Below are 24,074 nucleotides of genomic sequence, written 5' to 3'. Positions count from 1 at the left end.
GTCAAGCGCCCTCCCTTCACTGCCTTGCTGGGAACAGGGCTGAACACACCGGGAGGAAATTATGGAATTCACACGTAGGAAACTGACGCGCGGAATTGCGCTGGCTATTGTTGCTGGCGCGCTGTCGGCAGGCACCGTTATGCCAGCCTGGGCGGCGGATCTCATCGCGATTATCACGCCTTCGCACGATAACCCGTTCTTCAAGGCCGAGGCAGTCGGCGCGGAAGCAAAGGCCAAGGAACTTGGCTATGAAACGCTGATCCTCGTTCACGACGATGACGCCAACAAGCAGTCTCAGCTTGTCGACACGGCAATCGGTCGTGGTGCCAAGGCGATTATTCTGGATAATGCTGGCTCTGAAGCATCCATTGCCGCAGTGCAGAAAGCCAAGGATGCAGGGATTGCATCCTTCCTGATCGATCGCGAAATCAATGCGACCGGCATTGCTGTATCGCAGATTGTTTCCAACAATTATCAGGGCGCACAGCTTGGTGCAGAAGAATTCGTCAAGCTGATGGGCGAAAAAGGCAACTACGTCGAATTGCTCGGCCGCGAAGCCGATCTCAATGCGGGCATTCGCTCCAAGGGTTATCACGACGTTATCGACGATTACCCGGATATGAAGATGGTTGCGCAGCAGTCAGCCAATTGGAGCCAGCCGGAAGCTTTTGCCAAGATGCAGAGCATTCTGCAGGCCAATCCGGACATCAAGGGCGTGATCTCGGGCAACGATACGATGGCCATGGGTGCCTGGGCTGCCCTTGAGGCGGCTGGCCGTAAAGATGTGATCGTGGTTGGTTTTGATGGTTCCAATGATGTACGCGATTCAATCAAGGCTGGAGGCATAAAGGCCACGGTCCTTCAGCCAGCCTTTGCGCAAGCACAGAACGCCGTCGTTCAGGCCGACGAATTCATCAAGTCGGGCAAGAAGCCAGCTGAAGAAAAGCAGTTGATGGATTGCGTTCTGATCAACGGCGATAATGCTGAAAAGCTCGAAACTTTCGCCTTGAAGGATTGAGCCAAAGGAACCGAGAGCCGGGAGCTGAAACGCTCCCGGCATATTCCCTATACCGAGGATATCTTTATGTCAGTGCTGAAGTCAGCGTCCATTGTTGTGCTGGCCTGTGGTGTTGCGCTTTCGGGCTGTAAGATCATCAAGACGCCAACAGCTGAGGAAGCCGCAGCCGCGCGCGGTGACAATTTCAATCCGGATCGTTCTGTTGCCGATATCTGGGATTCCAAGGTTAAACCGTTCTTCGCGGAAAAGACGGTGACCCTCGATGACGTCATGACGGCGGCCAGCAGTGACATCGACGCGGCAGGAAGCAAATTTGGCCACCGTGAAAAGCAGGGCAACGCGCCCTGGACATTTGCAACCAAGCTGGAAGGCGTGGTTGTTGACGCCGAAATCAAGTCGCGTGCCGCTTATATAGACCTCGACAGCAATGGTGACGGCAAGGCGGATGCCCGCGTCCAGATTGGGCCGACTATTCGTGGCACCGCAATCCGTGACAGCTTGAGCTTTGTGAACTTCAGCGAGTTCCGCAACCAGATCGAATGGGCCCAGTTTGGCAAGTCGTTCAACACGCGTATCAATGATGAAGTTTTGTCAAAGCTGCCGCGTGACACTCTGGTCGGCATGAAAGTCAAGGCCGGTGGAGCCTTCGCCATGCCCGCCAAGGGTCAACTACCACTTTTCACTCCCGTATCCATAACACTGGAGAAGTGACCATGGACACGGAACAACAACCCGAAGACGATATCGTTCTCAAGCTCGAAGACGTATCGAAAGTCTATTCCGGTATCGTCGCCGTCAAGCGCGCCAATCTTGAACTGCGACAGGGTTCGGTCAATGTGCTGGTCGGAGAGAACGGCGCCGGCAAATCCACGTTGATGAAAATCATCGCCGGTGTCGAGCGCCCGACCATGGGCAGGATCATTCTCGATGGAGAACCGGTCACATTTGACAGCCCTGCCGACGCGCAAAAGCGTGGCATCGCGATGATTTTTCAAGAGTTGAACCTGTTCGCCAACATGTCCGTGGCCGAGAATATCTTTGCTACCCGTGAGATTATGCGCGGAGTGCGTGGCATTGACCATAAAGCGCAAGTGCTAAAAGCCAATGAGTATCTCAGACGTCTGAATGCGGGCATTGATGCCAACATGCTGGTTTCCGATCTTCCCATCGGCCAGCAGCAATTGGTGGAAATCGCCAAGGCAATTTCGCTTGATGCGCGTATCGTCATCATGGACGAACCTACATCTGCGCTCTCCGCCGCTGAAGTTGATATTCTCTTCAAGGTCATCGCCGAACTGAAAAGCCAGGGCGTCGCTATCGTCTATATTTCGCATCGTCTGGAAGAACTGATGCGCATTGGCGATTACATCACCGTGCTGCGCGATGGCAAGATCACCGGCCAGGAGGAGGTCAAGAACATCGACACGCAATGGATTGTGCGCTCGATGATCGGCTCCGATGCCAAGGACTTTGCCAAGTCCGTCACCCATAAAATCGGTAGTGAGCGGTTCCGCGCTGAAAATATCACCCTGCCGCGTACAACTGGCGGCCTTGCCGTTGACGATGTCTCATTGTCGGTGCGCGCTGGAGAAGTTCTGGGAATATATGGTCTTATGGGCGCAGGGCGTTCCGAGTTCTTCGAATGTGTCATGGGTCAGCACCGACATTCGACAGGCCAGATTTTTATAGACGGTCAGCAAGTGACCGAACGCGACACGACACGCCGCATAAGGCGCGGGCTTGCCCTTATACCTGAAGACCGTCAGCGCGAGGGGCTGGTGCAGGTGCTTTCAATTGCCAGCAACCTTACGATGGCCAGTCTCGACCGGCTGGCGAAGGTCTTTCACATCGCACCGAAGCGAGAAAAGGAAGCCGTCAGGGAGGCTATCAAGGATCTCTCCATCAAAGCCCCGAACCCCGATTTCGAGGTGACGTCGATGTCCGGCGGCAACCAGCAAAAGGTCGTGATCGGCAAGGCGTTGATGACCAATCCAAAAGTTCTTTTGATGGACGAACCATCGCGCGGGATTGATGTTGGCGCAAAGGCGGATGTCTTTCGCACGATGCGCCGTCTCGCTGGCGAAGGATTGGCTATCCTCTTTTCAACCTCAGATCTGGAAGAAGTTATGGCGCTGTCTGATCGCATCGCCGTGCTCAGCAATGGCAAGCTCATTGCTATCTTTGAACGCGAGCACGCAACCGAAGCCCAAATCATTGCGGCCTCTGCCAAGGGGCATGGCCACAACCCGGACCAGCAAATCAAGGAAATCGTGTCATGACAGCCAAGACAGTTACGGCAGCCACTGACCCAACCTTTGCCAGCGGCTCTGCCCTGCTCACGCTGATGAAACTGCGTACATTCATTGCGCTTTTTGCAGTTTTCGTCTTTTTCTCATTCGCCGCACCGAATTTCCTTTCGGCAGCCAATCTGATTTTGATGTCAAAACACGTTGCGCTGAATGCGTTTCTCGCGATGGGCATGACTTTCGTCATCATTACGGGCGGCATCGATTTGTCTGTTGGTTCAATTGTCGGCCTGTGCGGCATGGTCGCTGGCGGTCTCTTGATCTATGGCGTGGACCTGGGGATCGGTTACACCGTCTATTTCAATGTGATCGAAATATCTCTCATTACACTGGCTGTCGGCGTCGCGGTTGGCTTCGTCAACGGGCTCTTGATCACAAAGCTCAATGTGGCGCCATTCATCGCCACGCTCGGAACCCTGTATGTCGCGCGCGGCCTTGCCCTGTTGTCATCTGACGGCCAGACTTTCCCGAATCTGGTCGGCCGCGAAGATCTCGGCACGACGGGCTTTGGCTTTCTCGGCGCGGGCAGCATTTTGGGCTTACCGGTTTCCATCTGGCTTTTGATCATCGTTGCATTGGGTGCGGCCTATGTCGCCCGATACACGCCGTTGGGACGACAGATTTTCGCGGTAGGCGGCAATGAACGCGCGGCGCGCATGTCCGGCATTCGCGTCGACCGTGTAAAAATGTTCGTTTACATGTTTTCGGGCTTTTGCGCTGCCATTGCCGGTCTTATCATTTCGTCGGAATTGATGGCTTCGCACCCGGCGACGGGCAACTCCTTCGAACTCAATGCCATTGCGGCAGCCGTCTTGGGTGGAACATCCATGTCGGGGGGCCGCGGCACTATCGGTGGAACGATTATTGGCGCGTTTGTGATTGGAATACTTTCCGATGGGTTGGTCATGATGGGGGTATCGTCCTTCTGGCAGATGGTCATCAAGGGCCTGGTCATCATCATCGCCGTGGTTGTAGACCAGGCGCAACGCCGCCTTCAGCAACGCGTCACGCTCATGCAAATGGCAAAGGCAGGATAATGACAGAATTAAATGGCGCGCTTATCGGCTGCGGCTTCTTCGCGATCAACCAGATGCATTCCTGGAACGATGTTTCCGGCGCGAAAATCGTGGCCATCTGTGACCGCGATCCCGAACGGCTAAGAATTGTCGGTGATCAGTTCGGGATCGAACGCCGTTATGCCGATGCTGAAGCGCTGTTTGCTGATGGCAACGTTGATTTTGTCGATATTGCCACGACAGTTGGAAGCCATCGCTCGCTGGTTGAAATGGCTGCCGCACATAAAGTGCCCGCCATCTGTCAAAAGCCTTTTGCCACAAATCTCGGTGATGCGAAGGCTATGGTGAAAGCGTGCCACGATGCCGGTATTCCGTTGATGGTTCACGAGAATTTCCGCTGGCAGACCCCGATACAGGCCGTTCGGAAAGCGCTCAATAGCGCCGCGATAGGCGATCCCTTCTGGGGGCGCTTTTCCTTCCGGTCGGGCTTTGATGTCTTCTCTGGCCAGCCGTATCTTGCGGAAGGCGAGCGCTTCATCATCGAAGACCTCGGCATTCACACGCTCGATATCGCGCGCTTTATTCTCGGCGATGTAACAAGCCTCGTCGCGCGAACCAAACGCGTCAATCCGAAGATCAAGGGTGAGGACGTAGCGACCATCTTGCTCGACCATGAAAATGGCGCCACATCCGTTGTGGATGTCAGCTACGCCACGAAGCTTCAGGTCGATCCCTTCCCCGAAACCCTGATCGAGTTAGATGGAACGGCGGGGTCAATCCGCCTTCATCAGGGATATCGTCTGGAGATTATTAATAACAAAGGAACAGCTATTTCGGATGTTTCACCCAGAATGTTGTCCTGGGCCTCACGCCCCTGGCACAATATTCAGGAAAGCGTTTACGCAATCCAGCAGCATTGGGTCGACAGGCTTGCTTCCGACGAGGAAACATCAACATCGGGCGCTGACAACCTCAAAACCTTTGCACTCGTGGAGGCAGCTTATAGCAGTGCGGCCAGCGGCAACCGCATCGATGTAAAGGCTATGCTGGCATGAGCAGCGTCGATCCGTTTCTGCTTTATGGTACACAGGAAACCGAAGCCAGACCGCTGCATCTGCAAGCAGGGCGTCTCGCAGTTGACCTGAGCGATGGGAATTTGCGGACCATCACCTATGATGGCGTCGAAGTGCTACGCGCTGTCTCCTACCTTATTCGCGACCGTGACTGGGGCACGTATGCTCCCTCTATCCGTGACCTGACCGTTGAGAGAAATACAGCCGGCTTTTCTATCACCTATCAGGCGCATATTAACGGCCCCAACAATACTCAATTGAAGGTCGATGTAACAATATCTGCCGATGCCCGTGGCACACTGACCTTTGATGCCGTCGCCACATCTACAACCGGCTTTGAAACCAACCGATGCGGTTTTTGTATTCTACATCCGATTGTTGGACTTGCCGGTTCGCCAGTCACGGTGGAGCATGTCGATGGGACGCATGTCGAGACCCACCTACCCGACCTCATTGAGCCATGGCAACCCTTCAAGAACATGCGCGCCATCACCCATGAAGCCATTCCCGGTGTCTTGGCGGAATGTCATATGGAAGGTGACATTTTCGAGATGGAGGACCAACGCAACTGGTCCGACGCGTCCTATAAAACCTATGTGCGCCCGCTGGCACTGCCCTGGCCTTATCGGATTGAAGCCAACGAGCCGGTGCTTCAACGCATCCGGTTGATTATACGCGATAATCGGGTGAGTGCGCCCGCTGTTGTCAAGGCAACCACAGAGCCAGTCCTTATTACGCCTGACGACGCACGTGGCACCATGCCGAATATCGGCATGATCATTACGCCGGAAGAGGCCAAGGCAAGTCTAGCTGCATCATCCCTGGTTGATGAAATTAACCCGCAGGATTTGTTGTTCCACTACGATCCGGGTGCCGGACATAACAAAACGGCATTCATGGACTTTGCCGCCATTGCGGTTAAATTCAAGGGTCGCACATCGGTAGAAATAGCGCTCTCTTGTGAAAGAGCACTGTTTGACGAGACCTCCGAAATCGCGGCGCAAATGAAAGCGGCAGGCTTTGCGCCCGACGCGATCATTGTTTCACCCTCAATAGATCGCCAGTCCACGCCGCCCGGCAGTGCGTGGCCGCCTTGCCCACCACTGGAAGAAGTCTATAGCGCCGCGCGCATTGCTTTCCCGGGCGCCACCCTTGGCGGCGGTATGCTGAGCTATTTTACGGAGCTGAACCGCAAGCGCGTACCGGGCGCTCTGATCGACTTCGTGACCCATTGCACCAATCCAATCGTCCATGCTGCAGACGATCTCAGCGTCATACAGACATTGGAGGCGCTGCCCTTCATTACGCGTTCGGTACGCGCTATTTATGGCCACAAACCATACCGCGTTGGCCCATCGACCATTCCCATGCGCCAAAATCCCTATGGTAGCAGGACCATGGACAATCCCGATGGAAACCGTATCGCCATGGTCAATCGGGATCCGCGCCACAACGGCAAATTCGCGGAAGCTTTCGCATTTGCCTATGCCGCGCGGGTGCTGGACGCAAATCTCGACTGTCTGACCCTATCGGCATTGACGGGTCCTTTTGGACTGATTGCGGATGAAAATGAGCCAACACCAGCAGGTCATACGCGCCCGGTCTTCAACAGCGTGAAGACCTTGTCTGCACTGGCTGGGAAGGAATGGCGCGCCTATCATTCTTCCCGCCCGGCGCATGTTCTAGCGTTTGCAGTGGAGAGTGAAATCTGGCTCGTGAATGCCACGCCAGAAGAGCAGAGCCTCAGCATAGAAGGTAGAAACGCATTTTCGCTCGCACCCTTTAGAGTTCTGTCGATACCGCTTTAGGCCAAAACAGTGGATACGCGTTCAGCGTCGCTTTGCGGGCCGAGCAGCCAGAACAACATTGTGACGCTTGGCCAGCTCAGCGGTCACTGCTTCGATTTCTTCGGCTTTGCGCGCGTCACTCCAGCCAAGTTCCAGCGCCAGAATATCCGCTATCGCAGCCAGATTATCGGTTGCCAGTGCGCCATCAATGGCGAGCGTCGTACGGCGCAACACAACATCGGCGAGATGGACCACCAGTTCATTGCGCGCGATCCAGGCGATTTCGGCGCGGCTTACCGTATCGGTTTCGGGCAAATGCGCGGCACCGGCTTTGGCTTCATCGCGAATGATTGCACCAGCCGTTGTGCCATAGCGCTTGAGCAACAACTCAACACGCTCCCGTCCATGGCCCGTCTCGCTTACCTGTCGCGCAACCCAGGCAGCACGTGCTTTGTCATCCAGCGGGTAGTCCTTGCCGCCACCGATTGCGAGATTGCGCGTCGAATGAATACGCTTGCGGTCCATTCGTTGGAGAACCTTATCCGCAACCTCCTCGGCAAAGCCCCGGAATGTCGTCCATTTGCCGCCGATCAGCGATATGATTGCGAATGGACGCGCCGCATCGGGCTCAATCACCGGGGCCGAGTGATCACGGCTGATCAGCCCCGGTTCCGAGGCATTGGAAGCAGGCAGCGGGCGAATGCCGCTATAGGTGTAGACGATCTGGTTGCGGTCAAAATGCAGTTTCGGCAAAAGTGAGCGCAGACTTTCAATGAAATAATCCGTCTCATCATCGTCGCAGCTTACATTGTCCGGATCATCAGACGGAATATCAGTCGAGCCAACCAGCGCAAGACCATGATAGTCGTAGACCAGGCAGATACGACCGTCATCGGCCTCGAAATAAATCATCCTTCCATCAAGGCTCTTCACCAGTTCGGAATGGTCGATCAGAATATGCGATCCCTTGGTGCCACCGATCATCTTGGTCGGCTTGCCGAGCGCTGCATTCACATGGTCGATCCATGGTCCTGCCGCGTTGATGACAAGCTTCGGCCTGACCGAAAACCCTGCACCATCTGGACCTTCAAAACTGACTGTACCGTCACCGGCTTTTACCAATCTGGTGAAATTGACCGCCGCACTTAATGAATTGGCCCGAAGCCCGTCACTGACGAGTTCATAAACGAGGCGTTCCGGCCGGCTGACCTTCGCGTCATGATAGATGCCGCCAGCAACAATCGCTGGCGTGATATAAGGCATTTCCTTCGTAGCGGTCTTTTTCAAGAGAAAACGATGACGCGGCATTACGCGTTCACGCGCACCGAAATAATCATAGAGACCAAGACCAATCTTGATCAAAACCGCACCGCGGCTGCGTGGAGCTGTTGTAGAACCGAACAAAGTGCGCAGCGCGGCTGTAATACCTTTGGTCCATGAGAAAACGGGAATAAAAGTCGGCAACGGCTCGACATTATGTGGCGCATTCTTCAAAAGCAGGTTTCGTTCCAGCGTGGATTGCGCGACAAGACCGAATTCTCCCGTCTCCAGATATTTCAGCCCGCCGTGGATCAGGCGAGATGGTGCTGCACTGGTGCCCGATCCGAAATCACCCTTATCGACAATCAGGCAATTGACGCCTTGCTCGCACAAATCACGATAAAGCCCCGCACCATTGATGCCCGCCCCGAGAATAAGGACGTCCAAGCCGTCCTTTCCGAGTTGCGCAATGCGGCTTTTCATTTCGGCAGAGCCTACGAAACTGTTCATTTCACCGTCTTCACATGTGTTGCCTGCGCAACCGCGCAATATTCGTTCCGTTCGTCGTCAGTCCGTAAGGGCTTCGATCTTCGGCCATAATGGTCCAAGCGAGGATGCAATTTCCTTGAACAGCGTGAAGCGCTTTTCATATTGCACGCTGCGTTGGGCATCTGGCGTATATGTGCGGCCGATCGCATCAAGATCGCGCGGATCACTATAAACATCCGCAAAAACACCTGCACCTTTGCCCGCACAAAGCGCTGCACCCCAGGCTGCTGCCTCATCCGTCTCGGTCACGGTCACCGGCATCCCAAGCACATTGGCAAACATTTGCGCAAAGGCCGGGCTGCGCGATACGCCGCCCGTCAACCGCGCAGCGGAGATGGCGAACCCTTCTTTGAGATGATCGACATGGATGCGATGATTGAAGGCTATTCCTTCCCAGACAGCGCGCAGCATATCGCCGCGTTCCTGCCAGCCGCGCAGACCGAAGAAGGCCCCACTTGCCATAGCCCCATAGGGTGAACCGAAGAGATAGGGATGGAACAATGCTGTTGAAGGCTTGGCCAAGGCTGCATCTATTTCCGGGCGCAACATGTCATGGATCGAGCGGCCCGTTTCCTCCGCCAGACGCCGCTCCGAAGGACAAAGCTGGTCCAGAAACCAGTCATAGTTCGCCGTCGACGCCGGCGAGATCGACATGTTGTTCCATTCCCCCGGCGCAATGCCATTGCGGCAAAACCAGCTCTCGTTCACACGCGGTTCGGAGGATAGCGTTTCATTGATCGAATAGGTTCCAGCGACAACCGCCACAGTCCCCGCTTTGAGGCCACCAACCCCTAGCGCCGATGCCGTCACATCGTGCAGACCGCCGACAACTGGTGTTCCAGCGACAAGTCCGGTCCGTGCCGCGCAAGCCGCAGAAACGCCGCTCACGATCTCGTCCGAGCGTGACATCGGCGGCAATGCGTTCCAAAGGGCATCGAGCCCAAACAGTTTCAGCGCCTCGCGGGAATAATCCTGCGTATTCACATCCGTAAATGAGGTGGACGCCTCGGTTCGATCCGTTCCGACCTCTCCTGTCAGGCAGAACCGCAGCCAGTCCTTGCAGGCTATCACATGCGCGATGCGGCTGAAGCGCTCGGGCTCGTTTTCTTTCACCCAGGCGAGAATTGCCGAAGGTGCCGAAGCGTGCGGCAATTGTCCGGTAACGGCGATGGATTGCGCTGCCACTGTGCTATTCAGCCAATTTTCTGCGATATCGACGGCGCGGCTATCCAGCGACAGAATGCCCGCACCAAGAGGGCGGCATTCATCGTCGAGCATATAGATACCATCCCCATGTGCAGTGGTGGCAATGGCCAGAATGTCCGAGGCAGGTCTCCCGCTCACGGAAATGGCTTCTGCAATTGCATCTGCCGTGGCGCTCCAGAATTCGTCCATGTCCCGCTCGGCATGACGGGGATGTGGAAAAGATTGCGCCACGCGGCGACGCGCAACGGAAAGCGTCCTGCCGTTAATATCGAACACAACGGCTTTTGTGACGGTCAGTCCGCTATCAATTCCCAACAGAGAGGGCATGGATCGAATTCCTGGTATGTAAATGCAGGGCAGCGAAGAGCGTTCGCTGGGATTGGATTATTCTCTCTGGCCAGTTGAACGGGCGACCACGACATTGATATCCTGTGACTGCATCCGTTCAATATGCGCCTCGGGCGTATCTTCATCGACGATGACGACATCGAAATCGTTCAACGCACCGAAATTGTGCAGGGCGCGCCGTTCGAATTTTGTATGATCGGCCAGAAGAACACTTTTTGCCGCGCATTCGCGCATGGCTCGCTTCGTTTCAACCATCTCGGTCGATTGATGGAACAGCAGATCGTCGGTGATTGCAGCAATCGAGATGAACGCTACATCTGCACGCAGACGCCGGATTTCATGGATCGTCATGCCGCCGACAAAGGCGTTGCACCAGTTATAAAGCTGCCCACCCAGACCGATCAGCGTGATGTCCTGCATATCGCGAACCTCATTCATCAGGATCAGCGAATTGGTAATGATGGTCAAAGGCGTCTTGGCCTGAAGATGCGGCACCATTTGCAGAACGGTGGTCGAGTCATCCAGAAAGATGGCTTGTCCCGGCTCGACAAACTGCATCGCCGCTTCAGCGATCTGTTTCTTTTCTTCCGACTGCCTTGAGACCCGATAAAGATCACTCGCTTCGATCAGGCTGGTGGGTGCTGCGGAAACGACACCGCGTGTCTTGCGAAAAAGACCCCGGCTCACGAGTTCGTCGACGTCGCGGTGAGCGGTCATCAGGCTGATGCCGAAACGCTCCGTCAAGTCTTCGATCCGCATAGAACCTTCGGCCATAACAGTCTCGGCAATCTGCTGGCGACGCACCAGCTGACGTGCATGCCGACTGTCATTTGGCACTTGATCCGTCATCAGATTGTCTATGCTTGCTTTGTTGTTCACCGTCATGCCTGCTATCCGTTCCCTGCAATATTATCGTTTTCACTGACAGGTTCCGACGCTCTGCGCCAGATAAAAAGGGGAACGATATTCGGAGCGCCGGTTTGAAGCCGACGCTCCGGTCTTTGCTCTTATTGCTCGAGAACGAACGGAGCGGTGTACTTGTCGACATTGTCCTTGGTGATCAGGAAGCAATCAAAAAGCTGCTTCTCCTGATCGACGCCCGTCTTGCCGGTCTTAATAAAGCTATCAGCCTGCTTGACGGCAGCTTCCGAGAAAATGGCAACCGGCTGCAGCACGGTGTATTGAAGTTCACCGGCCTTGATTGCTGCAACAGCATCTGGCGAACCATCGAAGCCGCCGACCTTGACCTGCTCCAGCTTGCCAGCCTTCTTCAGGGCAGCAATCGCACCGAGAGCCATTTCGTCGTTACCGGAAATAACGCCGATAATGTCGGGATTGGCCTGCAACAGGGCCTGCATCTTGTCGTGGCCCTGTGTGCGGTTCCAGTTGGCCACATCCTTGCCGGCCTTCACCAGATCCGGGTACTGCGACAGAACAGTTTCGTAGCCATTGGAGCGCGTTGCGGCATTGTTATCCGACGGCGCGCCGAACAGCTCGACATACTTACCCTTGTCGCCAACGCTTTCAACCCACTGGGTTGCGCCGATTGCAGCACCCTGCGCGTTGTTGGAAACGAGCTGCGCCTTGGCGAGGCCTTCCTGATTGATTTCAGCGTTGACGAGGAACACCGGAATGCCTGCTGCGACAGCGCGCTTGACCGCGCCAACCGAGCCGTCAGCATTGGCCGGATCAAGAATGATCGCAACCGACTTATTGGTGATCGCGGTGTCGATCAGATTGCTTTCGGTGTTCGTGTCGCCCTTGTGACCGCCAACGACAGCCGAATAGCCCATGCCTTCAGCCGTCTTCTTGGCGATTTCACCTTCGGTGTACCAGTAGGGGTTGGAAGGATCGTTGACGATAATCGTCATCAGACCTTCAGCCCAAGCTGCGCTGGCAATAAGCGGCAGTGCCGCTGCTGCGGCAAACAGAACGCGCATACCCTTCTTAAACATGTCTCACTCCCGTAACATTTATTGTTTGTGTTGTGCCGGTAGCCCGGCGGGTATCATTTCCAGTGGGCGAGGCTTTTGAGGTTGATCGCCGTCTTGGAAACCTTTCGATACGCCCTCGGATTACGACCCATCCAAAATTGGACCGGGTCCTGTTCCTATCGTCGGGAGTATTGAATGCTGTTGAGCAGAACCGCGAGCACAATCACCGCGCCGGTAAAGACCGTCTGCCAGTAGGAGGATACGCCGATGATCACCAGACCGTCGGAAAGGAAGCCGATGACGAAGGCTCCCAACAACGTACCTTGAATGGTGCCGCGTCCGCCTGTCAAAGCTGCGCCACCGATAACAACCGCTGCGATTGCCGTCAGTTCATAGGTCGTTCCCGCGGTCGGACCGGCCGATGTGAGCTGCGACGACAAAACGAGACCGGCAATTGCGGCGCAGATACCTGAAATGACGTAAACGGAAATCTTGACCCGCTTGACGGGTACGCCTGAAAGCTCAGCAGCCCGCTCGTTACCGCCCGAAGCATAGAGCCAGCGACCGAACGCTGTGCGGTTGAGAACGATGGCGCAGATGATTGCGAGAACAGCCAGAACCAACACACCGATCGGAACACCGAAAAGCGTGTTGAAACCGAGCCACTCAAAGCCGGTGTTCCCGAGTTCCGGACGGCCACCAAGATTGTTGTAGGTCAGACCATTCGTCATCAACAAAGCAACACCACGCGCGCAATAGAGCACGCCGAGCGTCGCCACAAAGGCTGGAACCCGCAGATAGGCAATCAGCACGCCGTTAACAGCGCCCACAAATGCACCCAGTGCACAGGTGAGGATCACCACGGCCCAGACCGGGAAATACAAAATGATGCCGAATTCCTGCAGCGTCACGCCCTGCATCAGAAAACCGGCAACCACACCCGCAAGCCCCAGTGTGGAACCAACGGAAAGATCAATGCCGCCATTCAGAATCACCAGCAACATGCCGATCGCCAGCAACCCGAAAATGGCCACATGCGAAGACATGATGAGGAAATTGTCGACTGTGAAATAATAGGGCGACAGGAACGAAAAAGCAGCGATGATTGCGATCAGGGCAAAAAACGCACGACCTTCGAGCAGCAGATGCACGATACTGGTTTTCCGCTTTGCCCCGCCCGGGGTTGCCGCTTTGTCTTTTGTGCTCGTGACTGACATTCTATCAGTGCTCCATAACTAAAGCATTCAGCGATCTGGTAAAATCAGATCAGGTGCTCGAACTTTTGACTTGCACATGCCCCACTTAAAAAGCCGAAGGCGTCGGGAGGCATGCAGGAATTTCTCAGTGACCGACCATGGATTCGCCCGAGGCTGCCATGATCTTTTCCTTGGAAACATCCGAACCGAATTCGGCTGAGATGCGCCCTCGGTGCATAACGATGATGCGGTGCGCGATACTCAGGCATTCGCCAACTTCGGAGGTGGTGTAGACAACCGCCAGTCCCTGCTTGGCTTTCTCGGCCAACAGCTTGAACACCTCGGCCTTCGCGCCGATATCAATGCCCCGGCTCGGTTCATCCAGCAGGATCACCTCTGGCTCGGTCGCCAGCATCTTGCCGATCACGACTTTCTGCTGATTGCCGCCGGACAGCGATCCAATCGCCGCGTCACCGCCATCGGTCTTGATATGAACGTTCCTGATCGACTGATCGATGATGTTCTTCTCGCTCTTTCGGGACGTGAAGAGGCCCTTGGTAATCTCGGCGATGCTGGCCAGAGACAGGTTCTTTCCGACCGTCATCGTCTGGACGAGACCGTCGCGCTGGCGGTCCTCCGGAACGAGAACCAATCCCTTTTCGATGCGCTGGGCAATAGTGAGGCCTGAAACGTCATTGCCCTTGAGGACAATCCGGCCGCTGCTTGCCTTCAGTCGACCAGCAACCGTTTCCAGAAGTTCGGTACGACCAGCGCCCATCAGCCCGTAAATGCATATGATTTCACCAGCCCGCACATTGAGAGACAGCCGGTCGACCAGCGCGAAATCCGCGCCTGCCGGATCGGGAACCGTCAGGTTCTCGATGGAAAGAGCGACATCACCCCATTCATAGCCGGTCGGAGGCGAGCCAAGATCGAAATTCTCGCCCACCATATTGCGAACGATCCATTCCAGATCGATTTCACTGCGAGGCGCATAAGCCGTCATGGTGCCATCGCGTAGCACGACAGCATGATTGGTGATCTGAAGCGCTTCTTCGAGATGGTGAGAGATATAGACGATTGCGACGCCGCGCGAAGTCAGATCGCGGATGACCTTGAATAGCACCTCGACTTCCGACGCGCTCAATGCGGATGTTGGTTCATCCATGATGAGAATGCGGGAATTGACCGAAAGAGCGCGAGCGATTTCCACAATCTGTTGCTGGCCGAGACGTAATTCTTCAACCGGCGTCAGCGGATCAATATCCTCTTCCAGTTCCTTCATGAGTTCGCGCGTCAGGCGCTCTTCTTCAGAGAAATTGACACCGGTCGGAGTGCGGATTTCGCGACCCATGAAGATGTTGTCGCGCACATTCATGTTCGGTGCGAGGCTCAGTTCCTGATGGATGATCGAGATGCCGCGATCACGCGCTTCGGTAGAAGAGCTGAATGTCACCGGTTCACCATCCAGCACAATGGTACCCGATGTTGGTTGAATGACCCCAGACAGTACTTTCATCAGAGTCGACTTGCCCGCACCGTTCTCGCCAAAAAGCGTGGTGACCTGACCGCGACGAATTTCGAAGTTAACGCCTTTGAGCGCATGGATGCGACCATAGGATTTGGCCACATTGTGCGCCGCCAGAACGACATCGCCGTTCTTACCTTCGATCTTGGAGCTTTCCATAGTTTCGGTGGAACTCATTTTACTGCAAGCTCCACCGGCGTCACGAGCCAGTTCTTTGGATTGACGAGCTTGAACACGCCGGTTACCGAAACGGTCTTACCAGTGAGACTATCAGCATCCACACCCTGTAGAACCTGCTTCTTCATTTCATTGTTGAGCGCAGAACCGGCATTTTGAAATTCGATCTGGTTCTTGAACTGGCCAAACTCGACTGTGCCGGTCGCATCGCGCAGATCCGTGCCATTGACGGCAGGCCCGGTCTGAACGCGGATGGCCACGCCCTCACGCATGCCATCGACCTTGATCACGTTATAGTTCGACTTACGTTCCTCAACGACACCAGTGAACTTCACAGGGATGACGGGATTGACACTGCCGACGCCATATTTTTTGCCTGCAGCGGCTTTGTCTGCGACCAGCGCAGTTGCGACTTCGACCGCATCAGCAGCCCGTTCAACAATGCTCGACTTCACCTTGGGGAACTCCGAAGCGCCATATGCCTCCGGCGAGAATGCCTGCTGACGCACATCGGAATCGGAACCGATCCTGACGACTTTGGTGTCGAACCCAATTGCACCAATAACGACAACGACCGCAATCACGCTCCAAAGAATGGCGCGGCTTTGCTTGGCAGAACCTTTTGAAACTTGATTAGTCTGTGCACTCATTATCAAACGCCTTCAGCAATTTCTGCCAGATTGTCGTGACGGAGCGCGCCGCGCAGCCACATTTCAGCCCCTACTCGCAAATGGCTCATATCCGGCCATCACATTGAAACAGGCAAAGCCCCGTTCCGTGCGCCGCAAAGGGCCGGGTCCAAGATCATGAAGATCCTCCACAGGTCCCAGGGCTCCGCTCCTCCGCGCCTTCTGGAAACAGGTATCGCCACATGCATTATGATAGCGACGTGTTATTAACTCCAATAATGATGTTATAAACATAGATAGCTGTCAATGAGATGTTTTAAACCATGCCGTCGAATATCGTAATTTCGCGTGAAACCAGTCCGATACAGTAGGGGAAAACCCCGCGCCGATCCTTATTTTTCTGGATCGTCACCATTGCAGCTGACTGGAGTCCTACGCACAGCACGCTTAAATTCTTCTATTATATTTTGTATAATTAACAATATGATAGCCAGTATATGGCGAATGATCAAGCATATGCCACTCATACTTCAAGTTCGAAATCCGCGTCTTATCCCGCAGGGATTTTATCCACGCTCACCAAGATTTGTAAAAAAAAACTATCATTAAAAAATTTTACAGACATTGCGGGGTCATTATGTTATCTCCACTATACGCGAATGTCCGATTTGGTTAAAAACAGGACTGCGAGCGACGTATTTCAGTCGTGGGAGGAATCCAGATGTCGTTAAAAGCGTGTAGCCGTCATGCGTGATAAAGGTGATCTCATCATCGGGATCGACGCTGGCACGTCCGTTCTCAAGGCAGTCGCGTTTGATTTTACCGGACGCCAGATTGAAGCCGCAGCCGTTCGCAACAAATACGAGACGGGTGATCACGGCGCGGTAACCCAGTCCCTGTCACAAACCTGGAAAGACTGCGCCAGCGCTTTGCTTGGCCTTGCAGAAAAAGTTCCGGGACTGCGTGAAAGAGCAGCGGCGATCGCCGTCACTGGCCAGGGCGATGGCACATGGCTTGTCGGCAAGAACAATCGGCCCGTGACCGATGCCTGGCTCTGGCTCGATGCGCGCGCCGCCACAACGGTTACCCGACTTGCCGCAGGCCCCATGAACCGCGCTCGCTTCGAAGCGACAGGCACAGGGCTCAATACCTGCCAACAGGGCTCGCAAATGGCGCATATGGACAGTGTTGCGCCGGAACTGCTCGATCAGACCGAGGTCGCGCTTCATTGCAAAGATTGGCTCTACCTGAACCTTACCGGCATTCGCGCGACCGACCCATCGGAAGCAAGTTTCACTTTCGGCAATTTCCGCAACCGCCAATATGATGACGTCGTCATAGAAACCCTGGGGCTGCAAAAACGGCGTCAGCTTCTGCCTGAAATCATCGATGGCACACAGATTATGCATCCGCTGAGTGATGAGGCTGCGGCGGCAACCGGCTTGCTTGCTGGAACGCCTGTCAGCCTGGGCTACGTCGACATGGCCATGACCGCCCTGGGTGCTGGTGTTCGCGGTGGTAGCACCGACGCTGGCTGCTCCACCATCGGCTCGACGGGCGTACATATGCGCGCAAAGCCTGTCGCCGATATTCACCTAAACCGGGAAGGCACCGGCTATGTCATCGCATTGCCGATCCCCGGGATCGTGACGCAGGTTCAGACCAATATGGGAGCCACGATCAATATCGACTGGATATTGCAGGTGGCCGCCGACCTCATGTCCACGCCGGACAAGCCCGTTTCATTGAACGACCTTATTCCGCGTCTCGATGAATGGTTCAACGCAAGCCGCCCAGGCGCAATCCTCTATCACCCCTATATTTCTGAGGCCGGCGAGCGCGGACCCTTCGTTAATGCCGATGCGCGTGCAAGCTTCATAGGTCTTTCCAGCCGTGATCGCTTCCCCGAAATGGTCAGGTCTGTGGTCGAAGGGCTCGGTATGGCGACGCGCGATTGCTACACCGCCATGGGCGACATGCCAGCAGAACTGCGCATTACAGGGGGCGCAGCCCGGTCACGCGCGTTGCGCAGCACGCTTAGCGCTTCCGTCAATGCGCCAGTGCGCGTTTCCTCCCGCGAAGAGGCAGGTGCTGCCGGTGCGGCGATGATGGCCGCCGTTGCTATTGGCGCTTATCCGACCATGGATGATTGTATCGCTGAATGGGTGGAACCTCTGCTTGGAACCCCCGAGGCGCCAGACGCCTCACGCGCGCAGCATTATGAAGAGCTTTATCTCGCCTATCGGGAATCCCGGCTGGCGCTCGCGCCGGTCTGGGACAAATTGGCGGCCGACAGGTAAGGCCGGGCGGATTGCCCGAGACGACATTATGAGATGTGCCGAAACATCGGCACCCGAAGGAGCATGCAATGGCTGAGACGGAAACTTGCGATCTGTTTGTGATCGGCGGCGGCATCAATGGCGCAGGTGTGGCGCGCGATGCTGCCGGGCGTGGTCTCAAGGTCGTTCTGGCCGAGAAAGACGATCTGGCGGAAGGCACTTCGTCGCGTTCGGGCAAGCTTGTCCATGGCGGCTTACGCTATCTCGAATATTACGAGTTTCGCCTCGTTCGAGAGGCCTTGATTGAACGTGAAGTGCTGCTGAATGCAGCGCCGCACATCATCTGGCCGATGCGTTTCGTTTTGCCTCACAGTCCGCAGGATCGCCCCGCATGGCTGGTGCGGCTGGGTCTGTTTCTCTACGATCATCTCGGTGGCCGCAAAAAACTTCCCGGCACCCGTACGCTCGACCTCAAGCGTGACCCGGAAGGCACACCGATCCTCGACCAATATACCAAGGGCTTTGAATATTCAGACTGCTGGGTCGATGACGCTCGTCTTGTAACACTCAATGCGCTGGGCGCCGCTGAAAAAGGAGCGACCATCCTTACCCGCACACCGGTTGTGTCGGCGCGGCGCGAAAAGGGTGGATGGATCGTCGAGACCCGCAATCGTGACAACGCCGAAGTCCGTAGCTTCCGCGCCCGCTGTATCGTCAATTGCGCAGGCCCTTGGGTAACGGATGTTATCCACAATGTGGCTGGCTCGAACTCCAGCCGTAATGTTCGTCTGGTCAAGGGCAGTCATATAATCGTGCCCAAATTCTGGGCTGGTTCGAATGCGTATCTCGTCCAGAACCACGACAAGCGTGTGATCTTCATCAACCCTTATGAAGGCGACAAAGCGCTGATCGGGACTACGGACATTGGCTATGAGGGTCGTGCGGAAGATGTTGCCGCGGATGAAAAGGAAATCGATTATCTGCTTGCTGCGGTCAATCGCTATTTCAAGGAGAAGCTGCGCCGCGAAGACGTGTTGCACGCGTTCTCCGGGGTGCGCCCCTTGTTTGATGACGGTAAGGGTAATCCTTCCGCTGTTACACGCGATTATGTCTTCGATCTGGATGAGACCAATGACGCGCCTCTATTGAATGTGTTCGGCGGCAAAATCACGACATTCCGCGAATTGGCCGAACGGGGCATGCACCGTTTGAAGCATATCTTCCCTAACATGGGCGGTGACTGGACAAGAGGCGCTCCGCTTCCCGGCGGTGAGATCCCCAATGCCGATTACGAGACCTTCGCCAATAGTCTGCGCAACAATTATCCTTGGATGCCACGCCAGCTGGTGCATCATTACGGTCGCCTCTATGGCGCACGGACCAAGGATGTCGTCGCTGGTGCGACAGAACTTTCAGGCCTCGGTCGCCATTTCGGTGCGAACCTCTATGAGGTGGAAGTTCGCTATCTGGTCTCCAAGGAGTGGGCAAGGACGTCAAACGATATTCTCTACCGCCGCACCAAGCATTATCTGCACCTGACCGAAGCCCAACGCGCCGCTTTCACGCAGTGGTTCGAAAACACCCATATTGCCGCCTGAGGACGACATGGCCCTTACGCTTTCTTTGAATACCAACCCGCTGGTCAATCGCTTTGCCGAGCCTGATGATCTGGTTGAAACTGTCGCCCGTGATCTGCGCCTGCGCGATCTTCAGCTGACACACGAGTTCATCAACCCCAGCTGGCAGGCCTCCACGATCCGCCGTTTGACGCGCGATATGGACAAAGCCTTAGAGCGAACTGGTGTGCGCGTGACATCAGGCATGACGGGCCCCTATGGTCGCCTCAATCATTTCGGCCACCCGGACCGGGAGGTTCGCCGCTACTATGTCGATTGGTTCAAAACCTTTGCTGACATCATCGGCGATCTTGGTGGTAAATCCGTTGGCACGCAGTTTGCGATCTTTACATATAAGGACTTTGACGATCCCGCGCGTCGTGAAGACCTGATAAGCATCGCAATCGATTGCTGGGCAGAGGTAGCCGACCATGCGGCCAACGCCGGTCTGGAATATGTTTTCTGGGAACCAATGAGCATCGGTCGCGAGTTCGGCGAAACCATCGCCGCATGCATGAAGCTTCAAGACCGCCTGACGGCTACCGACATGACGATCCCGATGTGGATGATGGCCGATATCGATCACGGCGACGTCACGTCAGCCAACCCAGACGACTTCGACCCCTATGCCTGGGCCCGCGCCGTGCCCAAGGTTTCGCCGATCATTCATATCAAGCAGAGCCTTATGGACAAGGGCGGTCATCGGCCTTTCACGGCAGCCTTCAACGCCAAGGGTCGCATTCAGCCGGAACCCTTGCTAAAGGCCTTTGCCGAGGGCGGTGCCGTTGACAATGAAATCTGCCTTGAACTCTCGTTCAAGGAACGCGAACCAAACGATCGGGAAGTCATTCCACAGATCGCGGAAAGTGTGGCTTTCTGGGCCCCGCACATTGACACAGGCGTCAGGGATTTGAAGATATAGATACAGGCATGATCCGATCGCCGCATTGCGCATATTGAGAGGATTATGCTTCAAGTGAAAAACCTTAGAGTGCGGTTCTGACGCCATTGGAGCAGAGCGCGCTCAACGTCCGAAAGGAGCCGGAAGGCTCGAAATGGCAGATCAAGACGACTCCCTCGCCCTTCGTGCCGCCTGGCTTCATTTTGTTGCGGGCATGACGCAGTCTGCAGTTGCCAAGCGCCTTGGCGTGCCATCGGTGAAGGCCCACCGTCTCATCGCCAAGGCTGTCGCGGACGGGGCGGTTAAAGTCACTATCGATGGGGACATTATCGAATGCATCGATCTCGAGAACCGTCTCGCGGATCGCTATGATCTCGATTATTGCGAAGTCGTACCCGATATCGGGGAAGAAGGACTGCCTCTTACCGCTCTTGGTCATGCTGGCGCGGATTTCCTTCGCCGTGAGATCGAACATGGTGACCATGAAGTAATCGGCATCGGCCATGGACGTACCTTGTCGGCTGCAGTCAATTATATGCCGCGGGTTGCGGCAAACGACTTGCGCTTCGTTTCGCTTCTAGGCGGCCTCACGCGAAATTTTGCCGCCAATCCCCACGACGTCATGCATCGCATCGCGGAAAAAACAGGCATGCCAGCTTATGTGATGCCGGTGCCCTTCTTTGCCAATACAGCCGAAGACCGCGAAGTTCTTCTCGCCCAACGTGGCGTCACCGCAGTTTTCGATATGGGATGCCGTGCGGAGTTAAAAGTCGTCGGCATTGGCACAGTCGATTCCCAAGCCCAACTCGTAACAACAGGCATGATCGAACTCGCCGAGGTCGAAGAGATCGCTTATCTGGGCGGCGTTGGCGAAATGCTTGGACATTTCTTCGACGCCCATGGCAAACGGCTTGAAACCGGCCTGACGGCGCGCACAATCGCTGCGTCGGTCGAAAACGCAGATATGAGCCGCATTATCGCCCTGGCGGGTGGCTTATCGAAAGCCGAAGCCATTCGGGCCGTTCTGAAAAGCGGGCGCCTTTACGGCCTTATTACCGACGAACGCACTGCGAAAGCCCTCGTTGAATAGAAAACGTGAAAACGTCACAAAATCACATTCTTTGTAGATTTTTTTGTGATTTTGTGATTTATGCCTCTGCATGAATGCTCCGCGAGATAAATCGGACACAGGCGTGAAGCGCGACGATAGAAGACAAGCGATCATAAACTTGCTGATTGAAAATCAGGCAGTCGATCTTGACGATCTGGCTGATCGCTTTGCCGTCTCCAAAATGACCATCCATCGCGATCTGGATTCGCTGGAAGAATCCGGCGTATTGCGCAAGGTCCGCGGCGGAGCGACAATGGACGCTGGCTCGCAGTTCGAAAGCGATTTTCGATTTCGCGAACGGCAGGACAATGAAGCCAAGCTCCAGATGGCAAGGGCAGCACTGGAACTGATCGAACCAGGTATGACCGTCATGATCAATGACGGTTCGACGGCTGCGGTACTCGGCGGCCTTTTCCCCGAGAAGCGCCCCTTGACCGTCATCACAAACAATGCGGTCATCATCGATACGCTCAAAGGCGAAAGCGGGATCAATCTCATTGCTCTCGGTGGGGTTTTCTCGACCAAGTTCAACGCTTTTTTCGGCCTTCTGACGGAAGAAGCCCTGTCGCATCTGAGCGCCGATATCGCCTTTATTTCAACACCCGCCGTCAATGGCAGGCTCGTCTATCACATGGACGAGAATGTCGTGCGCACAAAACGTGCAATGACCGCTTCGGCGACACGCACCTGTCTTCTGGTCAACCACCAGCGCTTCGGGCGTCCCGCCTTGCATGTCATGGCCGATCTCGGCGACTTCGATGCGATCATCACCGATACATCGCCCGGCCGCGAGATTATGGCCGAGTTGGATCAGGCTGGGATCAAACTGACAATAGCAGACTAAGAAAGAGCATTTTGGCATGGCCAGATTTTGGGTTGGAACGAGCTGGAAAATGAACAAGACGCTAGCGGAAGCGCGGCAGTTTGCCGATGCGCTGAAGGCAGCCGACGGCGACCGATCAGCCGATATTCAGCGTTTCATCATTCCGCCTTTCACTGCGGTGCGCGAAGTGAAGGAAATTCTGTCCGACACTTCGGTAAAGGTGGGCGCACAGAACATGCACTGGGCGGACAAGGGCGCATGGACCGGTGAAATCTCACCTGTCATGCTCAAGGACTGCAATCTTGACATTGTGGAGCTTGGCCACTCCGAACGTCGCGCACATTTTGGCGAAACCAATGAGACTGTGGGCCTTAAGGTTGAAGCTGCGGTGCGCCACGGGCTGATCCCGTTGATCTGCATCGGTGAGACACTGGAAGACCGTGAAAGCGGCCGGGCTGCAGAGGTCCTCGCAGAGGAAGTACGTGGTGCGCTTTCCAAATTGTCAGACGAGCAGAAGCAGTCTGTCATCCTGTTCGCTTACGAGCCCGTTTGGGCCATCGGCGAAAACGGTATTCCCGCGTCCGCGGATTATGCCGATGCCCGGCAGGCAGAAATTATCGCTGTCGCTGAAGGTATTCTCGGTCGCCGCGTTCCTTGCCTTTATGGTGGCTCGGTCAATCCCGGCAACTGCGAGGAACTGATCGCTTGCCCGCATATTGACGGCCTGTTTATCGGACGCTCCGCGTGGAACGTCGAAGGCTACCTCGATATTCTCGCGAAATGCGCGGCAAAAATTCAAGAAAATTGAAAGTTCAGACAGGTTAAGGAGTGAAATCATGAAAGTTGCAGTAGCAGGAGACAGCGCCGGCGAAGGTCTGGCCAAGGTTTTGGCCGACCATCTCAAGGACCGTTTCGAGGTTTCCGAAGTCTCGCGCACCGATGCTGGCGCCGACGCATTCTACGCCAATCTTTCCGACCGCGTCGCATCCGCCGTTCTGGATGGCACCTATGACCGCGCCATTCTCGTCTGCGGTACCGGCATTGGCGTTTGCATTGCGGCCAACAAGGTTCCAGGCATTCGCGCGGCACTGACGCACGACACCTACTCCGCCGAACGCGCAGCCTTGTCGAACAACGCCCAGATCATCACCATGGGCGCACGCGTCATCGGTTCGGAAGTCGCCAAGACCATCGCTGATGCATTCCTCGCCCAGACGTTCGACGAAAACGGTCGCTCGGCTGGAAACGTCAACGCCATCAACGACGTCGACGCCAAGTACAGCAAGGGCTGATTTTGCCGTTTAGAACTGGCGCTCT

At 55.4% G+C, this 24,074-nt stretch carries 20 protein-coding genes; 13 read left to right on the top strand and 7 right to left on the bottom strand.

Features of this window, described 5'->3' with window-relative positions; translation table 11 throughout:
• The first annotated feature begins 61 nt into the window (after positions 1 to 61).
• From FHW03_RS21595 to FHW03_RS21570, 6 genes are all read left to right on the top strand, one after another.
• Positions 62 to 1,018, top strand: a complete 957-nt coding sequence (locus tag FHW03_RS21595) for a D-ribose ABC transporter substrate-binding protein (RefSeq protein ID WP_182522518.1) — start codon at positions 62 to 64, stop codon at positions 1,016 to 1,018.
• 66 nt (positions 1,019 to 1,084) lie between these two features.
• Positions 1,085 to 1,729, top strand: a complete 645-nt coding sequence (locus FHW03_RS21590; RefSeq protein ID WP_182522517.1) for a DUF2291 family protein — start codon at positions 1,085 to 1,087, stop codon at positions 1,727 to 1,729.
• Between the two features lie 2 nt (positions 1,730 to 1,731).
• The gene (locus FHW03_RS21585; protein ID WP_182522516.1) at positions 1,732 to 3,297 is read left to right on the top strand and encodes a sugar ABC transporter ATP-binding protein; all 1,566 of its coding nucleotides are present in this window, start codon (positions 1,732 to 1,734) and stop codon (positions 3,295 to 3,297) included.
• A complete protein-coding gene (locus FHW03_RS21580; protein WP_182522515.1) occupies positions 3,294 to 4,361 on the top strand; it encodes an ABC transporter permease in 1,068 nt (355 codons plus the stop codon). Before FHW03_RS21585 ends, FHW03_RS21580 begins: the two co-directional genes overlap by 4 nt.
• Positions 4,361 to 5,395: a Gfo/Idh/MocA family protein gene (locus FHW03_RS21575; protein WP_182522514.1), complete on the top strand. Its 1,035-nt coding sequence runs from the start codon at positions 4,361 to 4,363 to the stop codon at positions 5,393 to 5,395. Before FHW03_RS21580 ends, FHW03_RS21575 begins: the two co-directional genes overlap by 1 nt.
• A complete protein-coding gene (locus FHW03_RS21570; protein WP_182522513.1) occupies positions 5,392 to 7,221 on the top strand; it encodes a hypothetical protein in 1,830 nt (609 codons plus the stop codon). Before FHW03_RS21575 ends, FHW03_RS21570 begins: the two co-directional genes overlap by 4 nt.
• Before the next feature lie 21 nt (positions 7,222 to 7,242).
• Here FHW03_RS21570 and FHW03_RS21565 read toward each other — a convergent pair whose 3' ends face one another.
• The 7 genes from FHW03_RS21565 to FHW03_RS21535 form a co-directional block, all read right to left on the bottom strand.
• On the bottom strand, positions 7,243 to 8,970 hold the full coding sequence (locus tag FHW03_RS21565) for a glycerol-3-phosphate dehydrogenase/oxidase (RefSeq protein ID WP_182522512.1): 1,728 nt from the start codon (positions 8,968 to 8,970) through the stop codon (positions 7,243 to 7,245).
• Positions 8,971 to 9,027: 57 nt separating this feature from the next.
• Entirely contained in the window at positions 9,028 to 10,542 is a 1,515-nt protein-coding gene (locus tag FHW03_RS21560) for an FGGY-family carbohydrate kinase (protein WP_182522511.1), read from the bottom strand.
• A gap of 57 nt (positions 10,543 to 10,599) precedes the next feature.
• Positions 10,600 to 11,448, bottom strand: a complete 849-nt coding sequence (locus tag FHW03_RS21555; RefSeq protein ID WP_182522510.1) for a DeoR/GlpR family DNA-binding transcription regulator — start codon at positions 11,446 to 11,448, stop codon at positions 10,600 to 10,602.
• Positions 11,449 to 11,570: 122 nt separating this feature from the next.
• Positions 11,571 to 12,518 carry a D-ribose ABC transporter substrate-binding protein gene (locus tag FHW03_RS21550; RefSeq protein WP_182522509.1) on the bottom strand — a complete coding sequence of 316 codons (948 nt, stop codon included), beginning with the start codon at positions 12,516 to 12,518 and terminating at the stop codon, positions 11,571 to 11,573.
• 155 nt (positions 12,519 to 12,673) lie between these two features.
• The gene (locus FHW03_RS21545) at positions 12,674 to 13,714 is read right to left on the bottom strand and encodes an ABC transporter permease (protein WP_182522508.1); all 1,041 of its coding nucleotides are present in this window, start codon (positions 13,712 to 13,714) and stop codon (positions 12,674 to 12,676) included.
• A gap of 124 nt (positions 13,715 to 13,838) precedes the next feature.
• Positions 13,839 to 15,380: a sugar ABC transporter ATP-binding protein gene (locus FHW03_RS21540; protein WP_182522571.1), complete on the bottom strand. Its 1,542-nt coding sequence runs from the start codon at positions 15,378 to 15,380 to the stop codon at positions 13,839 to 13,841.
• 14 nt (positions 15,381 to 15,394) lie between these two features.
• Positions 15,395 to 16,048 carry a DUF2291 domain-containing protein gene (locus tag FHW03_RS21535; protein WP_182522507.1) on the bottom strand — a complete coding sequence of 218 codons (654 nt, stop codon included), beginning with the start codon at positions 16,046 to 16,048 and terminating at the stop codon, positions 15,395 to 15,397.
• Positions 16,049 to 16,773: 725 nt separating this feature from the next.
• Here FHW03_RS21535 and FHW03_RS21530 point away from each other — a divergent pair.
• The 7 genes from FHW03_RS21530 (at position 16,774) to FHW03_RS21500 (ending at position 24,049) form a co-directional block, all read left to right on the top strand.
• On the top strand, positions 16,774 to 18,327 hold the full coding sequence (locus FHW03_RS21530) for an FGGY-family carbohydrate kinase (protein WP_182522506.1): 1,554 nt from the start codon (positions 16,774 to 16,776) through the stop codon (positions 18,325 to 18,327).
• A gap of 68 nt (positions 18,328 to 18,395) precedes the next feature.
• Positions 18,396 to 19,904 carry a glycerol-3-phosphate dehydrogenase gene (locus FHW03_RS21525; RefSeq protein WP_182522505.1) on the top strand — a complete coding sequence of 503 codons (1,509 nt, stop codon included), beginning with the start codon at positions 18,396 to 18,398 and terminating at the stop codon, positions 19,902 to 19,904.
• A gap of 7 nt (positions 19,905 to 19,911) precedes the next feature.
• Positions 19,912 to 20,844: a TIM barrel protein gene (locus FHW03_RS21520; RefSeq protein WP_182522504.1), complete on the top strand. Its 933-nt coding sequence runs from the start codon at positions 19,912 to 19,914 to the stop codon at positions 20,842 to 20,844.
• Between the two features lie 133 nt (positions 20,845 to 20,977).
• A complete protein-coding gene (locus FHW03_RS21515) occupies positions 20,978 to 21,913 on the top strand; it encodes a sugar-binding transcriptional regulator (RefSeq protein ID WP_182522503.1) in 936 nt (311 codons plus the stop codon).
• Between the two features lie 103 nt (positions 21,914 to 22,016).
• The gene (locus FHW03_RS21510) at positions 22,017 to 22,778 is read left to right on the top strand and encodes a DeoR/GlpR family DNA-binding transcription regulator (RefSeq protein ID WP_182522502.1); all 762 of its coding nucleotides are present in this window, start codon (positions 22,017 to 22,019) and stop codon (positions 22,776 to 22,778) included.
• A gap of 16 nt (positions 22,779 to 22,794) precedes the next feature.
• Entirely contained in the window at positions 22,795 to 23,565 is a 771-nt protein-coding gene (locus tag FHW03_RS21505; protein ID WP_182522501.1) for a triose-phosphate isomerase, read from the top strand.
• Between the two features lie 28 nt (positions 23,566 to 23,593).
• Positions 23,594 to 24,049: an RpiB/LacA/LacB family sugar-phosphate isomerase gene (locus FHW03_RS21500; RefSeq protein ID WP_182522500.1), complete on the top strand. Its 456-nt coding sequence runs from the start codon at positions 23,594 to 23,596 to the stop codon at positions 24,047 to 24,049.
• The last annotated feature ends 25 nt before the right edge of the window (positions 24,050 to 24,074 follow it).

The organism is Ochrobactrum sp. RH2CCR150, from assembly GCA_014138095.1.
Lineage (GTDB): Bacteria > Pseudomonadota > Alphaproteobacteria > Rhizobiales > Rhizobiaceae > Brucella > Brucella gambitense.
The sequence above is the reverse complement of the archived record's forward strand: the minus strand, read 5'-3'. Positions and strand labels throughout refer to the sequence as shown.